At 52.2% G+C, this 19335-nt stretch carries 17 protein-coding genes and 1 riboswitch; of the genes, 11 read left to right on the forward strand and 6 right to left on the reverse strand.

Annotation, left to right across the window (positions count from 1 at the left end):
• Positions 1–49 precede the first annotated feature (49 nt).
• The 5 genes from DVH26_RS09210 to DVH26_RS09230 all read left to right on the forward strand — a co-directional run bounded on the left by DVH26_RS09210 (position 50) and on the right by DVH26_RS09230 (position 3615).
• Positions 50–352, forward strand: coding sequence for an iron-sulfur cluster assembly accessory protein (locus tag DVH26_RS09210; RefSeq protein WP_239633401.1), 303 nt, complete (start codon positions 50–52; stop codon positions 350–352).
• A 33-nt stretch (positions 353–385) separates the two neighbouring features.
• On the forward strand, positions 386–613 hold the full coding sequence (locus DVH26_RS09215) for a YuzB family protein (RefSeq protein WP_239633402.1): 228 nt from the start codon (positions 386–388) through the stop codon (positions 611–613).
• A gap of 208 nt (positions 614–821) precedes the next feature.
• Positions 822–2045: an MDR family MFS transporter gene (locus tag DVH26_RS09220; protein ID WP_239633403.1), complete on the forward strand. Its 1224-nt coding sequence runs from the start codon at positions 822–824 to the stop codon at positions 2043–2045.
• 82 nt (positions 2046–2127) lie between these two features.
• A riboswitch (cyclic di-GMP riboswitch) is annotated at positions 2128–2220 on the forward strand.
• Positions 2221–2317: 97 nt separating this feature from the next.
• Entirely contained in the window at positions 2318–2617 is a 300-nt protein-coding gene (locus DVH26_RS09225; protein ID WP_239633404.1) for a hypothetical protein, read from the forward strand.
• 185 nt (positions 2618–2802) lie between these two features.
• Positions 2803–3615 carry a DUF2935 domain-containing protein gene (locus DVH26_RS09230; protein ID WP_239633405.1) on the forward strand — a complete coding sequence of 271 codons (813 nt, stop codon included), beginning with the start codon at positions 2803–2805 and terminating at the stop codon, positions 3613–3615.
• 121 nt (positions 3616–3736) lie between these two features.
• Here DVH26_RS09230 and DVH26_RS09235 read toward each other — a convergent pair whose 3' ends face one another.
• Complete coding sequence (locus DVH26_RS09235) at positions 3737–4621, reverse strand: LysR family transcriptional regulator (protein WP_239633406.1); 885 nt, start codon at positions 4619–4621, stop codon at positions 3737–3739.
• A gap of 182 nt (positions 4622–4803) precedes the next feature.
• Between DVH26_RS09235 and DVH26_RS09240 the strand changes: the two genes are divergently transcribed.
• Positions 4804–6084 carry an adenylosuccinate synthase gene (locus tag DVH26_RS09240; protein ID WP_239633407.1) on the forward strand — a complete coding sequence of 427 codons (1281 nt, stop codon included), beginning with the start codon at positions 4804–4806 and terminating at the stop codon, positions 6082–6084.
• 252 nt (positions 6085–6336) lie between these two features.
• On the opposite strand, the gene DVH26_RS09245 is transcribed toward DVH26_RS09240, so the two are convergent.
• Entirely contained in the window at positions 6337–7515 is a 1179-nt protein-coding gene (locus DVH26_RS09245) for a THUMP domain-containing class I SAM-dependent RNA methyltransferase (protein WP_239633408.1), read from the reverse strand.
• A gap of 586 nt (positions 7516–8101) precedes the next feature.
• Between DVH26_RS09245 and DVH26_RS09250 the strand changes: the two genes are divergently transcribed.
• Positions 8102–8737 carry an O-methyltransferase gene (locus DVH26_RS09250; protein ID WP_239633409.1) on the forward strand — a complete coding sequence of 212 codons (636 nt, stop codon included), beginning with the start codon at positions 8102–8104 and terminating at the stop codon, positions 8735–8737.
• A gap of 828 nt (positions 8738–9565) precedes the next feature.
• Here the strand turns inward: DVH26_RS09250 and DVH26_RS09255 are convergent.
• From DVH26_RS09255 to DVH26_RS09265, 3 genes are all read right to left on the reverse strand, one after another.
• Complete coding sequence (locus DVH26_RS09255; protein ID WP_239633410.1) at positions 9566–9748, reverse strand: hypothetical protein; 183 nt, start codon at positions 9746–9748, stop codon at positions 9566–9568.
• Between the two features lie 40 nt (positions 9749–9788).
• The gene (locus DVH26_RS09260; protein WP_239633411.1) at positions 9789–11003 is read right to left on the reverse strand and encodes an MFS transporter; all 1215 of its coding nucleotides are present in this window, start codon (positions 11001–11003) and stop codon (positions 9789–9791) included.
• A 132-nt stretch (positions 11004–11135) separates the two neighbouring features.
• Positions 11136–11894 (reverse strand): metallophosphoesterase family protein, encoded by a 759-nt coding sequence (locus DVH26_RS09265; protein ID WP_239633412.1) that lies wholly within the window; start codon positions 11892–11894, stop codon positions 11136–11138.
• A gap of 549 nt (positions 11895–12443) precedes the next feature.
• Between DVH26_RS09265 and DVH26_RS09270 the strand changes: the two genes are divergently transcribed.
• The 3 genes from DVH26_RS09270 to DVH26_RS09280 all read left to right on the forward strand — a co-directional run bounded on the left by DVH26_RS09270 (position 12444) and on the right by DVH26_RS09280 (position 16828).
• Positions 12444–13928 carry a CapA family protein gene (locus DVH26_RS09270; RefSeq protein ID WP_239635325.1) on the forward strand — a complete coding sequence of 495 codons (1485 nt, stop codon included), beginning with the start codon at positions 12444–12446 and terminating at the stop codon, positions 13926–13928.
• A gap of 80 nt (positions 13929–14008) precedes the next feature.
• A complete protein-coding gene (locus DVH26_RS09275) occupies positions 14009–14632 on the forward strand; it encodes a fumarylacetoacetate hydrolase family protein (RefSeq protein ID WP_239635326.1) in 624 nt (207 codons plus the stop codon).
• Positions 14633–14842: 210 nt separating this feature from the next.
• A complete protein-coding gene (locus DVH26_RS09280; RefSeq protein ID WP_239633413.1) occupies positions 14843–16828 on the forward strand; it encodes an ATP-dependent DNA helicase in 1986 nt (661 codons plus the stop codon).
• A gap of 99 nt (positions 16829–16927) precedes the next feature.
• Here DVH26_RS09280 and DVH26_RS09285 read toward each other — a convergent pair whose 3' ends face one another.
• On the reverse strand, positions 16928–18100 hold the full coding sequence (locus tag DVH26_RS09285) for an HD domain-containing phosphohydrolase (RefSeq protein WP_239633414.1): 1173 nt from the start codon (positions 18098–18100) through the stop codon (positions 16928–16930).
• 101 nt (positions 18101–18201) lie between these two features.
• On the opposite strand from DVH26_RS09285, the gene DVH26_RS09290 reads away from it, so the two are divergent.
• Entirely contained in the window at positions 18202–19014 is an 813-nt protein-coding gene (locus DVH26_RS09290) for a DUF92 domain-containing protein (RefSeq protein WP_239633415.1), read from the forward strand.
• The last annotated feature ends 321 nt before the right edge of the window (positions 19015–19335 follow it).

Here is a 19335-nt window from a genome sequence, read left to right on the forward strand (position 1 = left end):
GGTTTCTTTACAATAAGGAGAAAACCTACAGTGGGAGATGTCACCGACAATGAACTGCAAAATTTCGCGCAATGCGGCCAAAATGCTGTTGGCTGAACTGGAAAAAGAAGAGAACAAAGAATTGAAGCTCCGCGTTTATATTACACACAGCCACGGAGACCACGCCCACTATGGCATGAGCTTGGACACTCCGACGGAAGAGGATGAAGTGGTAAGCACGGACAAAGGCATCGACGTGATTTTGAAAAAAGACGAGCCGCTGCTGGACGGAGTACGCATCGACTATTTCTATACGCCGGAAGAAGGCTTCGCCGTAACCAATCCTAGCAAGGGCAATCACGGGGACCACTAAGCCGTTTTGCGATAGGAAAGGATTTGGTTTACTATGGCGAACGATATTCGCGTCTGCGATAAATGCAAGCATATGAAAATGAAGACGGCTGTACCGAAGCTTCAGAAGCTGGCTCCCGGTACGGAGATCAAGATCGGCTGCAAATCGTACTGCGGACCTTGCTCGCGGTTTGCATTTATCTTCATTAACGGAAGGTATGTAACCGGAGCTACGGAAGACGAAGCTATCGAGAAAGCGGCGAAATATATCAAAAAATCGTGATTCAGCGTTGATACGACGAATCCACGACAGAAACCGAGAAGCCTGGCGCAAGCAGCCGGGCTTTTTTTTGTGTAAAGATAAGGGAAGCGGCTAACTTTTTTGTAAAGACAAAAGCAGCGGTATGCAGTATAATGGGGAAATCTTTTTATTTATTTACCTATGGTAAATAAAACGGACGTACTAGATTTACCGTAAAGGGGCACACCGTATGCAGCGTTTACTCCGCTTTTTGCAAGACTATCATCCTATCGTTCATGTTCTTCTGCTAGGCACGATCCTCGCCCGAACCGCTTCATCCATGAGTATGCCTTTTCTGGCCATTTACTTATCGAAACAATCGCATATAAACCCCGTCCTTATAGGCTTGATCGTTGGCCTGGGCCCATTGGCGGCTACCGTCGGCGGATTTGTCGGCGGCGCTTTGTCGGACAGGCTGGGGCGCAAAACGATCATGCTGTTCGCCTTGTCCGGCTGGGTCGTCGTTTTTGGAGGATTCGCGATGGTCAAGTCTCCGCTTGCCTTCATGCTGCTGAATATGCTGAACGGACTATGCCGCTCCTTGTATGAGCCGGTATCTCAAGCACTGATGGCCGATGTAACGGAGCGTGAAAAAAGGCTGAAGGTATTTTCCTTGCGCTACATTGCCATCAACGTTGGTGTGGCGGTGGGTCCACTGCTTGGCGCTTTTTTCAGCACAATGGAGGTTTGGCTTCCATTCATGGCTACAGGCTTGATTTACTTGCTGTATGCGATCGGATTGTACGTGCTGCTGCAGCGATTCGGAATCAAGCGGATTGAGGGGGAGAAACGGAGCGAGATAACGATAAAGTCCTCCTGGAATGTCGTACGTGCGGACCGGGTGTTCCGTTATTATATCGGAGGATCGATCATGGGGGCTATCGGGTATGCCCAAATGACGGTGACTTTATCGCAATATGTGGAGCAAAATGTAGCAGGCGGCGCGGCGCTGTTCGCCATGCTGATGAGCTTGAATGCGGTTGTCGTCGTCTTGTTTCAAGTGCCGCTGTCGCGGATGTTCGAACGCTGGGGTCCTATGATCGCTATTACCGCAGGCAATGTATTGTTCGCCGTCGGAGATATCGGCTTTGCCGTATCCGCAGGCTGGTTCGGCTTTATGGTATCCATGTTCTTTTTCACGTTGGGTGAAATTCTCAATTACCCTCAAGCGAACGTGCTCGTCGACCAATTGGCCCCGGAGGGGATGAGAGGAACCTATTTCGGGGCTCAGTCGTTTAACAATGTCGGGCATTTTGTAGGTCCGTTGGTGGGGGGCGTTCTTCTCACTCATTGGGGCGGTCCGTCCTTATTTACGACTATGGCTGTTATTACGCTGGCGGGTACATGGTTTTACTACAGAGGACAAATTTTATACAAAATGAGTCTTAAGTCCGTAGAAACGGCACAAAAATAGGAAATTTGAATTATGTATTCCATTGGTCCTATCTTATATGCTATTCTTGTCGTATTTCATTACACGAATTGACAAATTTCGAACTCGAAAAAGGCAAAACAGGCGAAAGCCTGCGACGCAAAGCTAAAGGGGCTAAGGATCTTCTCAGGAGCAAACCTGCCAGCCAGCTGCCGAAGGAACGGTGATACGCATATATAGCGGACTCCCGCCTAGGTGACGAGGAGTTTTTTCTCATGTTTCGAGTACACACAATCAAAGGAAGGAGAGAGATCATGTCGAACGAAGAACGGGAGTTTATGACCAGACAAGGCTTTTTCACAAAAATCGGCAGCAATCTGATCGGAGTCTATTTGTCGAATGAAGGCCCTAAAATGTTTATAAACCAGGAAGTGTTCGATCTGCACAATCCATGCTGGGATGTAGAGATGGTAATGGGCAAAAACAGCCATTTGCTGACGTTTTACTGGCGCGGCGAAGTGAAATTTTCGTTCCGGTGCGATTTTGTCAATGACTTGTTCTTAAGTCTGTATGACTACTTGAGCTGTCGTGCCGAAGCAAGACGTTTAGCCTAATAAAAGCGATGATAGCGCTCGTTGCTCAAACGACGTGGGGATCAAGGATTAGCGGTTATGCACCGACCCGGATGATTGAGCATACCTTGCATAGGAGTAGAAATCATGACAAATGCCTATGATCCGGAAACACGCCAAGTAACTAGGTATGCCGGATACAAGCTGCCTATGGGAGGAGTGCAACCGTGGACCAGTCCGACTATGGCTCGGCCGCCTTGTTCGAACATCGGTTTTGGCTTCAAGTGCTTGGCGATCATGCCCGCTTCATCTTCAATGCGCTCGCCCCGAACGAACAGGAAGAAATAGAGCGCACAAGCTGCTTTATAGCCGCTTTCGATCGATTGCTGGAGCGGGCAAGGCAGCATGATGGTGTATCCCAAATGATGGAACTGAATCAGGCGGCATTTCAAAAAGCCCAGGAGATCCGGCTCTTCAAGCTTCATCTGCTGGAACGCTCGCTTGCAGGCCGCATAGGCATTCAGCTTTCCCCCACTTTCTTGAACCATATGGTGAATGAGGTTGAGGAATATTTGAGGGTGCTGCCCTTCTTGCTGGAAGGGGAAACGCCGCCCGTGTTTGATAAAGTGCACCATCATTTGATCTGGCTCTCGGATACGTCAGGTCATGCCGGTATCATTGCAGCAGAGCTTGATATAACGGAAAAACGGCTGATTGAGATGAGCAGGACGTTCGAGGCGCATTTTACCGATTTTTATGTAAAAGCTATCGAGCTGGCAGGATATATGAGAACGAATCTGCATGATTTTCCGGCATTGTCCCGTTTTCATAAGGAAGTTGAGCTGGAGTCGGCGCTGTTCCGCGAGTTTTTGCGGGAGCTGGAGGAGCTGGCTCTGAGCAAAGAAATGCTAGGTACGGTACAGCCTCTAATAGCGGACCATATGGCCCGCGAGCTGTGCTATTATTTGACGAAGCTGGCGCAGACGGCAGGAGTCAAACGACCGAATTGCGATCCCGCCAAGCCTCGAACCGGAGCATAACGATAGGTCTTCTAACCACGATAGAATCTTCGAATAAAGCATGCTTTACTGCACGAACGGGCAGTAAAGCATGCTTTTTTTATGGAGAAAAAAGCGCTGGACCTGCTTTGTCGGACTGCGCTTACTGCTGCAGACAAAGATCGAGCATCGTTCTGGCTGCAAAAGATAGCGGGACGTCCTTTAACGTCACGATCCCGATATGCCGGGGCGGTATGGGCGGCTCCAGCTGCAGGGCGAACAGCTCGCCGGAGGAAAGCTCATCCTCGGCGAATTGCGCCGTAACGCAGGAAATGCCTAGGCCGGTTATGGCGAATTGGATGAGCAAATCCATGCTGCCCAGCTCGAACTCGGGAACGAGCCGCACCTGCTGGCTATGAAAATACCGGTCGATATAGCTGCGCATGCTGCTGTCTTTTTCCAGCATGATGATTGGGTAGGCAGCCAGTTCGGCGGCGGAGACCGGCTGGTCCTTTAAATGCCTGAAGCTTGCTCCTGCGATAAAGATATCGTGCAGCGGCTTCCATGGACGAATGGTCAGCTGCGGGTCCTCTGCCGGTAAATTGATGATGCCGAAATCGATCTTGCCTTCTTTTAGCAGCTTGATCGTCTCATGGGAGGTCCGGTTCGTAATATGCAGCTTTACATCGGGGTATTGCTTGTGGAACCGCTCGAGGTAAGGAAGCAAAATATGCTTGCACAACGTATCGTTGGCTCCGATATGGACGACGCCTCCCAGCATTTGGTGCATCTCGGTCAATTTCCGCTCCGCTTCCGTCAGCAGGCTGAACGCCTGATCGACATAGCGCAGCAGCACCTCTCCTTCCACCGTCAGCTTCACCCCGCGAGATGTGCGGAAGAACAGCGGCCCTCCCAGCTTTTCCTCGAGCTGCTTCATCGAATGGCTTACCGCCGGCTGAGTAATATACAACGCTTCCGCCGCACGGGAGAAGCTGCCTGTCTTGGCGATGGCGAGAAATACCCGGTACCCGTCCAGATGATGCTCCATTACCTATTACCTCCACTTATATAAGCTATCTATATTATTCATTATTCTAATATCATATCACAGAATATAATGAGATCGTAAAAGAAACCTCAGCTGAATGAATCAAATGGAGCTTAAGAGGTTGTTACGGATGGAGTAGCCGAGGTTTTTTGTCAAAACAATGAGAGAGGAAGCGGTGCGAAATGAAAGGAACGGTAACGGCTGTCGTGGGAGCTAACTGGGGAGATGAAGGCAAGGGCAAGGTGACGGACCGAATGGGGGCGGCCGCCGATGCGGTGATCCGGTTTCAAGGCGGCAACAATGCAGGCCATACGATCATTAACGAGTACGGGAAATTTGTGCTGCATATGCTTCCTTCAGGCGTGTTTCACGAACATGTAGTGAATGTGCTGGGTCCCGGGGTAGCGCTTAATATGAGCGGGCTGATCCATGAGTACAATCAGCTGATGTCAAGGAATGTGCCGAAGCCGCAGCTGCGAATATCGGACCGGTGCCAGGTGGTGGTTCCCTATCATATTCTATTCGATGAGCTGGAGGAGGAGAGGCTGGGAAGCAGGCAGTTCGGTTCGACCAAATCCGGTATTGCTCCGTTTTATGCCGATAAATATGCAAAGCTGGGTATCCAAGTGGCGGATTTGTACGATCAAGACCGGCTGAGCGCCAAGCTGAACCATGCATTGGAAGCGAAAAATACGCTGCTCGAGCATCTGTACGGGCGCAGCGCGATGGCTTCGGACCAGCTGGTAGAGCAGCTGATGCAGGAAGGGGAAATCATTCGACCCTTTGTCTGCGACACGACGGTACTAATGCACACAATGCTTCGTGAAGGGAAATCACTGCTCGTGGAAGGTCAGCTTGGATCGCTGCGCGATCCGGATCACGGCATTTACCCGTACTCGACGTCTTCTTCGACCTTGGCCGGCTTTGCTGCCGTTGGAGCGGGGATACCGCCATATGCAATCGGGCGCATTATTGCCGTAGCCAAAGCTTACTCCAGCTGTGTCGGCGCAGGGCCGTTCGTCACGGAGCTTCATGGAGCCGAAGCGGATGAGCTGCGTAATCGGGGCGGCGAATTCGGCGCCAAGACCGGACGGCCGCGCCGGACGGGCTGGTTCGACGCTGTTGCGACACGCTATGGCTGCATGCTGCAGGGGGCTACCGAGGTAGCGCTGTCAATGCTGGACGTGCTGAGCTATTTGGATCGAATCCCTGTATGTACGGCGTATGAAATTGATGGAGTAAGAACGGAACAATTCCCTACTACGGGGCTTCTGGAGCGTGCTGTTCCGGTCTACGAATGGCTGCCCGGCTGGAAATGCGACATTACTGGAATCGAAATATATGATGAGCTTCCGGAGGAAGCGAAGCAGTATGTCCGTTATCTCGAGCGGCAGATCGGCGTTCCGATTCGCGCTGTCTCTAATGGACCGAGACGGGAGCAATACATGGAGCGGACGGAATAATCCGAACTGGCAGCGGAGTTCCTGTATCTGATGGATGGACGGAGCTTGGAAGGCTAGTGCTAGTAGCGACCCTTACCGGATGGCTGCAGCCGGAATGGCTGATCAGACCGGAACCTGCAGCGCATCCGTTTGATCAAGCTTTATAAAGGTAAACCCCGCCGATGGACAGGTTCATCCATCTTTATAGTAGATGGTAGGGAGAACGTCGTCCTTCGCACGGGGTTTCTTTATTTGTTATGAGGAGAGCGGATATTAACGCTCCCGTTGTTCATTATCCGATGGCTTGTCCTGCCGCCAGCCGTACAGTCCGCCTTCGCCCATGTACTGGTACAGGTTACACTCAATCCGGCCGTTGAACAGCTTGCGTTTCTTGTCGGCAGGTCGTCCCATATAATGCTCCAGCTGCTTGCTCGGGCTCATTATAAAGACCGACCATGTCGGCATCTGCGAGGTGATGCCGCCCAACTGGCGCAGCACCTTCTCGACCTCGCCCCGGTCGCCGAGACGTTCTCCGTAAGGCGGGTTCGTAATGATGCAGCCGTAATTGCCGGCGGGCTGGGCTTTGGCCACCGGCAGCACCTTCAGCGTCAGCTCCTTCGCGAGCCCGGCCGACTTCGCTGCCGCAAGCGCTACATCGATCGCCTCCGGATCGATGTCCGAGCCTGCGATCTCCAGCGGGACATCGTCCCGCACAAGATCGTAGGCTTCTTCCCGTGCCTCGGCCCATAGGGCCTCTGGCACGACGGGCCACGCCTCGGCTGCGAACGTTCTTCGCAGCCCCGGCGCCAGGTTCCACCCGATCATCGCCGCCTCGATCGGAATCGTTCCCGACCCGCAGAACGGGTCGTACAGCGGGCGTTCCGCCCGCCAGCGGCTCAGCAGCACCAGTGCTGCTGCCATCGTCTCCTTCAGCGGGGCTTCCGTAACGAGCTTACGGTAGCCTCGCTTGTGCAGCCCCACCCCGGTCGTGTCGAGCGTCAGCGTCGCCACGTCGTTCAGCAGCGCGACTTCGATCACGTAGCGCGCGCCGGTCTCGCGGAACCATTCGGTTTGGTACCGCTGCTTCATGCTTTCCACAATCGCTTTCTTCACAATGCCTTGGCAGGCAGGCACGCTGGACAGCTGCGACTTGTGGGAACGTCCCTCAACCGGGAACTCGGCGTTCTCAGGAATCCAGTCCGGCCACGGGAGCGCCTTGGTCCCTTCGAACAGCTCGTCGAACGTGCGGGCCTCGAACTGGCCCATCTTCACCAGCACGCGATCCGCCGTGCGCAGCCACAGGTTTGCCCTCGCGATGGCCAACTCGTCACCAATGAAGCTAACGCGCCCATTCTCGACGGTTACTTTATCATAGCCCAAATCGCGCACCTCACGGGCGACTACAGCCTCCAGCCCCATCGGAGCCGTGGCTATTAATTGAATTTCCGACATTCTCTTCACTCCATATCTTCATAACGTCTGAACCAGACCGTATAGTTAACAATCCCATTTTGCGCTTTTTTCACCACAATAAAATTTATAAAAGCCCGAGGCGATCGGAGGCAAAATTCGAATTGGCCGTAAAAACAACCTTGCTCACAAAGCGAGTTTTGCTACTGTAAAACTCAGATTGTTGAAAAGTGTTATTTTTTCGAAATGATCGTTATAGGCAGGTGAGGGCATGTCTGCTTACGATGCCAATTTTTCAGCAGAAACCTCTTTGTTCACGTCCGCCTTTGAAGCCTGTTCAAATACTTTATTTCTTATCGGAATCACGGGGTTCGATATTAAGAGCATAACGCGGCAAAGCCTGCTACGTAAGCCTGGCAGGAGGTGCATACCTCAATCTGAGTATCTAACCACATTTCAATTTCCTTAGATTTAGATTTCTCAACAAGCTCACTTTAAGGCCGATTAACTTCGGAATACGTCGATAAGACGGTATTCTCACCGGTTGAAGTCTCTTTGGAAAAGCCATACAATAGTCTAGTATAGGATAAACGATGCGTTTATACAAATGAAACGGAGGAATTCGGGCATGACGCAAATGAGCGCCGAGGAATATGTGGAGTCGCTGTTGGAGGAAGACGAGCAGCTGAACAAAGTCATTGAGGGAATCCGCGCCAATGGAATGCCTGAAATCTCGATCGCCCGGGGCTACGGCAAGCTGCTGACGCTGCTAGTCAAGATGACCGGAGCGAAGCAGATTCTCGAGATCGGGGCGCTTGGCGGATACAGCGGCATTTGTTTGGCACGCGGACTTGAGGAGCAGGGCAAGCTTGTTTCGCTGGAGCTTAAGCAGGAGTATGCGGATGTAGCGTTGCGACACCTAAGCGAAGCAGGGCTGGGAGATAAGGTGGAGTACCGAGTGGGCGAGGCGCTGGACAGTCTGGGGCAGCTGCAAGCTGAGGGGCGGAAGTTCGACCTGTTCTTCATCGACGCCGATAAGGGCAACTATCCGAATTACCTGGAGTGGGCGATCAAACTAGCCAACCCTGGAGCAATCATTCTTGGCGACAATACTTTGATGCACGGAAGCAGCATGAATCCTGAGGAGAAGGGTAACCGGGTAGTCAAAATGCGCGAGTTCAACGAAAAAATGGCTCGTGATCCTCGTCTCGAAGGCGTCATACTGCCGGCCTACGATGGCTTGGCTATCGCACGAGTACGATAAAAAAAGCGCCTCCGGAAAACAACCGACTGGTTGTTCCTCGGAGGCTTTTAATATTGTTGGCGCAAAGATAGACTTAACGCGGAAAAACCGCGTTACAGCCCAGTGCCCGACGCTAACTCGCTCTGTAAAGCGGAAAAACCGCTTTACAGCAAGCATTCGCGTCCCAAGTGCACTGCAGCCACCGCCTTAACGCGGAAAAACCGCGTTACAGCTGAGCGCCCGGCGCTAACTCGCTCTGTAAAGCGGAAAAACCGCTTTACAGCATGCATTGGTGTCCTAAGCACGCCGCAGCCATCGCCTTAACGCGGAAAAACCGCGTTACAGCCTCGCGCTCGGCGCCTCCTCGCTTCCGTAAAGCGGAAAAACCGCTTTACAGCACGCATTCGCGCACCCAAGCACGCCGCAGCCATCGCCTTAACGCGTAAAAACCGCGTTACAGATAAGCGCCCGGCGCCAACTCGCTCTGTAAAGCGGAAAAACCGCTTTACAGCACGCATTCACACACCAAGCGCGCCGCAGCCACCGCCTTAACGCGGAAAAACCGCGTTACAGTCCAGCACCCGGCGCCAACTCGCTCTGTAAAGCGGAAAAACCACTTTACAGCATGCATTCGCACACCAAGCACGCCGCAGCTATCAGCTTAACGCGGAAAAACCGCGTTACAGCCTCGCGCTCGGCGCCTCCTCGCTTCCGTAAAGCGGAAAAACCGCTTTACAGCACGCATTCGCGCACCAAGCACGCCGCAGCCATCGCCTTAACGCGTAAAAACCGCGTTACAGCCTGGCGCGTCGGCGCCTCCCCGCTTTACAGCACTTATCCCTGCACCGGTCAGGACGCCTTCTTAAACACGACGGCTCCTTCCTTCGAATGCGGAGGCGCTTCCTGCTCGTCGTAGGTTTGCTGGTAGACGACTTGCCCAGGCTGATCCAACGTGTCCAACGTGGCCCAGTACCATATCATCAGCTCTACGCAAACGAGGATGAACAAAACCTTTTTCACGTTCACTTTCATTAACAGAAGCACCTCCGATTCGTTGTTCCATTGATCAAGCTCAGCCGGACTTTTCGCTGGGGCGAGCCTTGCTGTGAAACAGCGCTTTGCGCACCCATAGGGCGTTGGCAAACAGCAATACCGCGGACATGATAAACAGTCCTTGAATGTGCATCCATCCCGAGAGCAGTCCGCCAATGACAGGACCAAGCATATTGCCCAAGCTTAGCGAGCTGGTGTTAAAGCTGTAAGCGCGGCTTTCCATTCCTTTGGGTGCGAAGCTGCTGATGAGCGTTTGTACACAGGGCAGCATGCCGCCCATAAAGATGCCGAGCATGAAGCGGCAGGCGAACAGCTGCCAAATGTTCGTCACAAAGGCCTGCGGGATGAACGAGACCGCCGCCCCAACCAGGCACACCGCCAATATTTTGACGGAGCCGATCCGGTCGCTAAGCCTTCCTAACAGCGGCGAAGCTATCATATTGGAGAAGCCGGTAATCGATCCGACGAGACCGGCGTAAAATGCCAGCAATTCGCCCTTGCCGTGCAATTCCTGTACAAAGAGCGGAATCAGCGTCATCGAGCTCAGCATGGAAAACTGGATGACGAAAGTAACGGCGTAAAGAGCGGGCAGCTCTTTCGTTTTTTTCAATTCCTTAAAGCCTTCGATGGTTGAGATGGCCGGCTTTTTCTTGGCCGCCGCCGCATCGAAGTTTTCTTTGACGAGGAACAGCGCCAATAAGGAAGCGCAGAACAAGAGCGGTCCGGTTATGTAGAAGATCGGACGGAAACCAACCCATTCCGCTAGCAATCCCCCGATGAAAGGCCCAAGAATCGACCCGGCTACGCCCCCCGACTGAAGGGTACCCATCGCGAAGCCGATTTTCTCCTTCGGTGTATTCGTCGACATGAGCGCCACCGCGGCAGGCATAAATCCGCTGATAACCCCGTTAACAATACGAAGGCCCAGCAGCTGCAACGGGCTTGTGGCGAAGCCCATCAGCGTCATGACAATCGCCATCCCGAATCCGGAGCGAAGCAGCATCACCTTGCGGCCGTAACGGTCGGATAAGCCGCCCCAAATCGGTTGAAACAGGAACGAGGTGACAAAGTTACCTGCAAAAATCACTCCCGACCAAATCGCAATCTCGTGCTGATCCTGCAGGCCCATTTCCTGAATGTACAGGGGCAAAAAGGGAGTGATCATCGTCATCCCGCTCATGACCAGAAACTGGCCGAGCCATAGCACGGTCAAATTGATTTTCCATCTTGCCAAAACGATTCTCCTCTTTTCCTGCTGTGTGCGTACTATGTCTTGAGTTGAAATAGTTTATTTGTTTAACTAACTATCTTTCATTGTACCATAGGATTGGGAAATACTCACATTCTGCGCACGCTGCTGAGGCTATCACTGCTCCAGACCCGTCGTAAGCTCATAGCGAAGCCGTTCGAGGCCCGGCATGTTTTCCTGCTCTGCGGCGGCAATCGCTTTGTCCACGTCGTAAGGGACACGAACAAGCTGGATGGAATAAGGCTCGTCGCCTGCTGCATCCGGCGTTCCCTCCAAAATCCCGTAGCTTGCCTGCGGAATCCCGTCGTAAGGTGCGCCCACACTGCCTACATTATAGAGGAGAAGCCCTTTTTTCTCCTTCGATTTGATCATTTGCATGTAAGGAACGTGAATATCTCCATAAACGACGATATCCGGAATGCGTTCATCCGACCCGGCGAAGTCAGGCCTCGCAGTCATTTCGGTGTGCTGGAACATGGCAAGCTTTTCCTTTTTGGATGCTTTCCGGTTAACCCGGGTATTGACGCTCTGAGGTGACGCATGGAACAACCGGATCCATTTGCCGCTCAAGCTCAAGTCGATCGAAAACGGAAGCGTATTTAAATATTCCAGCCGTTCGGCTCCGAGCTTCTCCTGCTGCCAGATGCCGCCTTCTTTATCCTGCGGAAGGTTGATTCCCAGATCCCAGTTGCCTTGAACGACGGATTCGCATACTTCCCGAATACGATCGACGGCTTCCGCGGGCTGAGGACCCTTGCCTGCCAAATCTCCGAGACAAATAATCCGCTTGATGCGTCTTCGCCGGATATCTTTTATTACTGCTTCCAGAGCCGTTGCATTCCCATGGATGTCGGAGATGACCGCTATTCTTTCCATCGTTTCCACTCCCATTCTATTTTCCCGGATTGTTTCTTTCCATTATAAGGCTTTTCAAGATTCTGGTACAACAGCAACCGTTCCGAAGCGTGCAGCATTAAGGAGCAAAGGATATATAGGTTTTTCGTTCCATGACCCTCGGGACAAGATTTGGTATAATGAGAAAAACTTCTATCGAAGTACTCCGAGGTGGAGCGACCGCGTTCAGAGGTAGTTTTTATCGCCAATAGGAAAGATATCCGATGCGCTTATTGCTTTACCGGACTTAAACATTCCTATGTGGTGAGGAAAACTTCTATCGAAGTACTCCGAGGTGGAGCGACCGCGTTCAGAGGTAGTTTTTATCGCCAATAGGAAAGATCTCCGATCTCTTTATTGCTTTACCGGACTTTTACATTCCTATGTGGTGACAAAGGGTGTGTAAAAATTGCGTATTTTTGGAAGTAAAAGGGGTAGATCGTTATAGAAACACGTACCAAAAAACACCAGGACGAAAATAAAAACAACCGGAAAACATGGATTACACTCGGCATTCTTGCGATAGTGACAATGGCCTCATTCAGCTATTTGATGAACTGGCTGAACGCCAAGGATAAGCCGGACTCGTCCGGACCCTTGGTGGAAGCATCTCCAAAGGGCGGAACCGGTGCGGTAGTGCCCGATCCGTCAACCCCAACGAATCCGAATACACCTCCGGGAGCGCAGGATGGAGCGCAAGCTCCAGTGGAGCAAGGCCAGCAGCAATCAGGTACAGAGGGCGGCACACCCCGGGTACATCTTTCGTTCGTGGGAGATGTGATGTTTGCCAGCAAGGTAGAGGATTTGTTAAAAAAGAACGGATGGGATTATCCGTATCGTTATGTAAAGGATTATTTGTCCAAGGCGGATATAACGGTAGCCAATCTCGAGACGCCTTTTACGACCAGAGGTGATGCCCAATCCAAAGACTATGTATACCGCTCCTCGCCGGAAGCACTGCCTGCGCTTCAAGCAGCGGGGATTGATTTGGTGAACACTGCCAATAACCATATTCTGGACTATGGGACCGACGGGCTGCTGGATACGCTCGATGTGCTCGACAAGGCCGGCATGAAGCGGGTCGGTACGGGGCGCAATATCGATGAAGCATACCAGCCGGTCATTATGGAGCGCAATGGAATCAAAATCGCCTTTCTCGGATTTAGCCGCGTCGCGGAAAATGCAGATTGGTATGCGCGCCAAAATATTCCCGGCGTAGCGGAAACCTACAGCACCAAGCTTCCATTGGAGGCTATTTCGGCGGCACGCGAGAAAGCTGACCTTGTCGTCGTAATCGCTCATTGGGGAGTTGAGCGCAAAGACCGTCCCGTCAAGGAGCAAACGGATCTGGCGCACAAATATATCGATCAGGGAGCCGATCTCGTTGTTGCCAGCCACCCTCATGTCGTGCAGGGATTTGAGAAATATAAGGGCAAATGGATTGCCTACAGCATGGGCAATTTTATATTCACGACCAATGAAGAGCCGGCGACATGGGAGAGCATGATTCTGAACGCGGAATGCACGAAAGAGCGCGATTGCGAGCTGCAAATGATCCCGGTCTTGACCAAATGGGCGCAGCCGGTCCGGATGACGGAGGAAGACGGGGGCAAGCTGTTCGATAAGCTGGGGCGAATTTCGATCAATGCGAAGGTGAATAAGGACGGGACTATTGAGGAAGGCCCGCGCGTTCCACAGCCTACCCCTACGCCAACCACAACTCCGCCGCCGAAGAAGCAGACGGATACCAAGAAGGACTCCGATCCAAAAACGGAGACGAATAACGGTACATCGTCAGGGATTGTTCCAGGGAACGGATCGAAGGGAAAGGGAAGCAGCTCCGGCACAACGACTAAGCCGACACCGACACCCAAGCCGTCGTCGAGTCCTTCTACCAAAGCTACACCGACGCCGAAGCCAACGACGAAGCCTTCAGCGACACCGAAGCCAACACCAAAGTCCTCGGCTACGCCGAAGCCGACTCCCAAGCCGACCCCGGACTCTGATTCGGAATAGTAGCGAGGGCATTGAGATTTCCGGAGCATTCGATTATGCTTACTATAGTAAACTATTTTGATGCAAAGGAAGGAACAACGATGCAATCCATTCGCAACATCTACTGCGTAGGACGTAACTATGGTCTGCATGCTGCCGAGCTGGGCAACGAGGTGCCTGATGAGCCGATGATTTTTATTAAACCAACCCATGCTCTGGTGACGATACAAGGGCAGGCAATAACCCTTCCTGGCGATCGCGGAGAAGTTCATTATGAAACGGAGCTTGTGCTGCATGTAGGCGAAGATTACAAGCCTGGCATGGCCGTAGATCAATTGATAGACCAAATGGCACTCGGCATCGATTTCACGCTGCGTGACGTTCAATCGGTGATCAAGAAGAAAGGCCAGCCTTGGCTGCCGGCCAAAGGCTTCTTAAATTCAGCGGCAGTCACCGAGTTCCGTCCGTTTCCGGGGTCCGATGCGGTAAGCCGGACGGAGTTCTCGCTGCGCAAAAACGGTGCAGAGGCTCAACGAGGCAACAGCAATGACATGATCTTCAACCTGCAGGTCATCGTTGATTACATTGCTAAGCATTACGGCTTGGGCAAAGGCGACATTATTTATACAGGAACGCCTGCCGGTGTAGGTCCGCTTCACAACGGCGACCGGATGGAGCTTCTGTGGGGCGAAGAAGTGTTAGGCGCGTTTTCGGTGCAAATGTAATTCCAATAGAAGATTAGCAATGTAGGAAGGATACCTGTCGTGAGGGCGGGTATCTTTTTTCCTGTTCCTATAACCAATGGTTACAAGGGAAGCAAATTGTCTTTGCTTTTTAGGTTCATGTCGTGGCATAATAAGCTTTCATGTATAATTTGGAATGAGAAGAATCGGATCGTATTTTGAACTGAACGATGTAAACGGGGGCACGAGACAGTGGAACGGTATCCTTTTGCGTATGATCATGCACAACCATTCGTTAAGCAGGCCGGAGACTGGATAGCGGACGTATTTTATGACATTTTGCCTGAAGCCGGTTTTGAGGTGCGCGATGAGCAGATTTACATGGCGTTTCAGCTGGAGCGGGCTTTTGCCGAGAAGAAGACGATTTTTGCGGAAGCGGGAGTAGGAACGGGCAAAACGTTGGTGTATTTGCTTTATGCGATCTGTTATGCCCGGTACACGAGAAAACCGGCTATCATTGCGTGTGCGGACGAATCGTTGATTGAGCAGCTGGTAAAGCCGCAAGGCGATATTGCGAAGCTGGCCAACCATTTGAACATGAAGATCGATGCGAGGCTCGGCAAGTCACCGGACCAATATGTTTGCCTGGCCAAGCTCGATGAGGCGAGGATGGGGCATGAAGATGTTCCTCTGTATTCGGACATTTATGAGCAGCTGCCTGATTTTGTCCATTCCTATGAAGCTCTCCAGTCGTTTCACGCTTATGGGGACCGGAAGGAATACCCGTCTTTGAACGATGCCCAATGGAGCCGGATGAATTGGGACAGCTTCCAGGATTGCTTCGTATGCGAACAACGGCACCGGTGCGGGCAGACGTTATCGCGTGATCATTACCGGCGGGCGACGGATCTCATTATTTGCTCCCATGATTTTTACATGGAGCATATTTGGACGTTGGAAGGAAGAAAGAGGGAAGGGCAGCTGCCGCTGCTGCCTGAGCATTGCGCCGTTGTTTTTGACGAAGGGCATTTGCTGGAGGCTGCAGCTCAGAAGGCACTGACCTACAAGCTGAAGCATGTCGTATTCGAAGAGCTGATTACCCGGCTGCTCAAAGGGGAGGTGCGGGAATCGCTCGCAGTGTTGATCGACACGGCGATCGAGCAGAGTGAAACGATGTTTGATGTGCTGGAAAGCAGGTGCCGTACCATTGCAGGCTCGGATCGCAAGCAAATCGATATCAACGAGCAGCTGCTCAAGGAAGTAAAGCAGCTTCAGGACATTTTAACGGTCATCGAGGATGAGCTTGTCTTCGAAAGCGAGCTGTTCACCTTGAACGAGTATGAGCTCCGTATCGTCGAAGAGCATCTCGAAATGATGCAAAAAGCGCTAAGCTTATTCCATACATCGGATAACCTGATATGCTGGGCAACTGAGAGCATAACTGGACTCACTCTGGTCATTATGCCGAGAACGGTCAAAGAAGTGCTCCGGGAAGGCGTATTTTCCGCCAAAATGCCTGTTGTCTTCTCATCCGCCACCTTGTCGGTCGAAGGTTCTTTCGATTATATGGCTGACAGCTTGGGGATTGAAAACTATTTATCCTTCTCCGTAGATTCATCCTACGATTATGAACGGCAGATGGAAGTCATCGTGCCCAAATGGTCCTATAACGGTACGTTCTCTGAGAAAATGAAGGCTGCGGTGAGCCTGCTGGAACGATCGGACGGGCGGGCGCTGATCTTGTTTCCAGCTAAGGAAGAGCTGCAGCGGTTTAAACAGGAGATTTCCAATTATAAAGAAACAGCGGGCCTGACATTTCTATATGAAGGCGACGGGGAGATCAGCCATCTGATTGCTTCGTTTCAAACGGAGGAGACCAGCGTTTTATGCGCGGTGAGCTTGTGGGAGGGACTCGATGTTCCCGGTCCATCGCTGTCCAATGTGATTGTATGGTCGCTGCCTTACCCTCCGAAGGATCCGGTCTATATGGCCAAAAGGCTGGCGTCCAAGGCGCCTTTCGAAGAAGTGGATTTGCCATATATGCTGCTTCGCTTAAAGCAGGGTATGGGGAGGCTGATCCGCTCGCGCGAAGACAGCGGATTGGTAGCCATCTTCAGCGAGAAGCTGGAGGATTTGCTGCAAAAGCATCTGGAGGGCATTATGCCGCCGGGAGTACAGATGACCTTTGTAGAGGCAGGCAACACGGAAGCCGCCTCGCCGCAGCTGCATCAGCAATGAGAGAAAGAAGCCGTGCTTTCGCACCGGCTTCTTTTTGCTTTGCCTGGCAGCCTAGGCTAGGCAGATTATACGATTCGCTAGGCGCATTGGTCATTTCGCTTAGGTATGGATATCCTCCGAGTACGCTTCACGGATGTCGAGCAGCTGAAGCAGATGCTCCATGAAGGCATCTACGATGCGCGGATCGAAATGCCGGCCGCGTTCTTCGCGGAACAAATCGATGATACGCTCGAGCTCCCAAGCTTTTTTATACACCCGGTCGCTTCCCAGCGCATCGAATACATCGGCTACAGCTGTAATCCGAGCATAGATATGGATTTCCTCGCCCTTTAACCCTTGCGGATAACCGGTGCCGTTCCATTTCTCGTGATGCTGATACGCAACGATAGCGGCTGCCTTCAGAATACGGCGGGACGAGTTTTTCAGCAATCCATAACCTATCGTAGTATGGGCTTTCATCATCTCGAATTCTTCTTCCGTCAGCTTCCCCGGTTTGTTCAGAACCTCGTCGGGGATAGCCACTTTCCCGATGTCGTGCATGGGAGAGGCGATTTTGAGCAGCTCCGCTTCCTCTTGACTTAAGCCCGCACCGAGTGCAAGAATGTAGGAGTACTCCGCCACGCGTTTGACGTGATTGCCGGTTTCTTTGGACCGGATTTCCCCGATTTCCCCCATCGTGAAAATGATCTCTTTTTGCGTTTCTTCAATTTCATACGATAAGAGAGCCGATTCCAGCGATTTGCCGGCATAGGCAGCGACAAGCGTCAATTGCTCAAGATCCTTGACCGAGAACTGTCCCTCTGCGGTAAGCTTGTTGATAGCCTGATAGGCTCCCATAATGTCCCCATCCGTATTATAAAACGGAATCACCATAAGCGCCTTGGTACGATAACCGGTTTGCCGGTCCATAGCGATGGCTCCGCTCTCAAGCACATGCTTGAACTCATCGTTATGATAAGCATCATCGATGAATATCGGCTTACCTGTAGCGATACAATGACCGACGAGACCCGCACCTGCCGGCAGCCGCAGAGGAGGAACGCCGTGGGCCACTTTGGAGTACAGCTCGTTGGTCTCCTTGTCCAGCAACCATACGGTACAGCGGTCGGAGAGCACCATTTGTCTTCCCATATCGGCCATGAGCAGCAGAAGCTGATCCAATCTGCGTTCGTCGGCAATTTTCGAGGCGTAATCAAAAATGATCCGGAGGAGCGCTTGCGGCTCATGGTCTTTCAGTAGAGTTACCGGTTCGATCTGTCGTTCATCGTGCACGTGCGCATCCTCCCGAGGGGACTCTATTTTTTCACTATGCAAATCATATTATAATAACAAGAGGTCTGTAAATCATTTGTTGTTAAAGGGTGTGACGTTTTATGGTGGAATGGGTCATTGGCTTGGTTTGCAGCCTTATCATTGCGGGAGCGGCTTATGCCAAAAGATCATTATCGGCATCGGGAGCCGCAATGGCGGTAGTGGTAGGAACCTTGTTGTATGCGTTCGGCAGCTTGGCATGGTTCGGAACGCTGATCGTCTTCTTCGTCACCTCCTCGCTGTTGTCCAAATGGAAGCAGCGGCTCAAAGCAGCTGCAGAGAGCGGATATGTGAAGTCGGGCAGGAGAGATGCCGGGCAAGTGTTTGCAAATGGCGGAATCGCCGTCCTGCTGTGCGTAGGCCACTATGTATGGCCTCATCCGTTATGGTGGCCGGCATTTATCGGTGTTCTTGCCTCCGTCAACGCAGATACATGGGCGACGGAAATCGGCGGTCTTAGCCGGTCTCAGCCCCGGTCCATTGTAAGCGGACGCAAGGTCCCAGCTGGAACGTCAGGGGGCGTAACGTGGCTTGGCATCGCAGCTTCTTTTGCCGGGGGGTTGACCATAGGGGTATCGGCATGGTTATTGTCGCTAGGGGAACCGGCAGGGACGGAGTCGGTTTCTCCCTGGATGCTGCTTTTGCTCGGTATCTGCGGGGGCTTGGCCGGTTCTTTGTCCGACTCCTGGATGGGGGCGGTCTGGCAGGTAATGTACCGCTGTCCGGTATGCGGGAAGGAAATAGAAAAAAGCCGCCATTGCGATACCGCTGCGGTGCGGTTTCGAGGGGCTTCTTTCATGACGAACGATACGGTGAACATGATCAGTTCCTTGGTTGGCGGGGCGGTATGTATCGTATTGTACAAGCTTTTTTAAGCAGCCTATCAATTGGGGCGGCAATCAGGGCTACTCGCCTTTGCTTCTCGAGCCGGCTCTGCTCCACAAACGGATGATCAGGCCGATTACGGCAAATACGATGATCGTCACGATGACCATTACGCTCGTCGTTATCACGGCAATCTCTCCTTATAAAAAGGCTATTTGTCTATTGTTGACATAATCGCGCCGAAATAACAGTAAATCCGCCCCTGTTGTTTAGGGGCGGATTTAAGTCGCCAAGAAGCTGGATATACTCATTAAAGCTAAAAAGGAATAGGCTGCGGATCTCCTGGGGGAAGTACGTCACCGGAATGCCCC

It is taken from the genome of Paenibacillus sp. H1-7, from assembly GCF_022354825.1.
GTDB lineage: Bacteria > Bacillota > Bacilli > Paenibacillales > NBRC-103111 > Paenibacillus_S.